Source organism: Shewanella sp. AS16 (assembly GCF_021412365.1).
Lineage (GTDB): Bacteria > Pseudomonadota > Gammaproteobacteria > Enterobacterales > Shewanellaceae > Shewanella > Shewanella salipaludis.
Map to the genome: position 1 here is coordinate 1 of NZ_JAKCLK010000038.1, position 776 is coordinate 776.

A 776-nucleotide genomic window follows, 5' to 3' on the forward strand; every position below is an offset into this window, starting at 1 on the left:
CCGTCTGTGTCTGCCTCGCTGCTCAGCTGCGGCAGCGACTCGACCTTGAAGCGAATGCGGCGGCTGCTACTGAGCGGTGCCGGGGTATTGGTTTCGGTCACAGTCACATCCACGGCGTAGCGGCCACTGCTCAACTCGCTGGGATCAAAGGTCATGCTCAGGCCGTCATCGGCAATGCTGCCAGCGAAGGCCTGCTCCACCACCTGCCAGCCGACGCTATGGCTGTCATTGACGTTAACATCATTTACCTGCAGCCGTATTTGCACCGGACCGGAAAGCGGATCCAGCAGGCGTGTGGCAACGCCTTGCTGCAGCACCTTGGCGGTGAAGGTGGGGGCCTGATTTTGCTCTGTTAACTGCAATTGTGCCTGACCGTCCTCGCCAACATAGGCCTGGCTCAGGCTATCTATCTTGAGTGTCAGCTCGCGACCCAAGGTCAGCCCGGTTGGGACAGACACAGGCAATTCACCCTGTGTCCCTTGGGCTATGGTCACTGTGGCGTTGTTAACTTCCTGGCCATCGACCCACAACGAATAGCTCAGTTCTACCGGATACACAGGCGCTTCGCCGCTTAATTGCAGTGGCAGCAGATACTCGCCACCGGCTTCAACCGTCATGCTCCGCGCCAGCTTAAGCTGCGGTAGGATATGCACTGTTAACATCGTGGTGGCGGTATTGCCAGAGCTGTCGGTCGCGCCAAGCTCAAGCTCATGGGCGCCACTTGCCAGCTCACTGCTGCCAACCAGGGTTGCTGTCACATCACCGTCCACCAGATC

At 58.9% G+C, this 776-nt stretch carries 1 protein-coding gene; it reads right to left on the reverse strand.

Going from position 1 to position 776, the window contains the following annotated elements; translation table 11 throughout:
- On the reverse strand, positions 1-758 hold a 758-nt coding region (locus LZP73_RS19190), incomplete at its 3' end, for a hypothetical protein (RefSeq protein WP_234236514.1).
- Between the last annotated feature and the right edge of the window lie 18 nt (positions 759-776).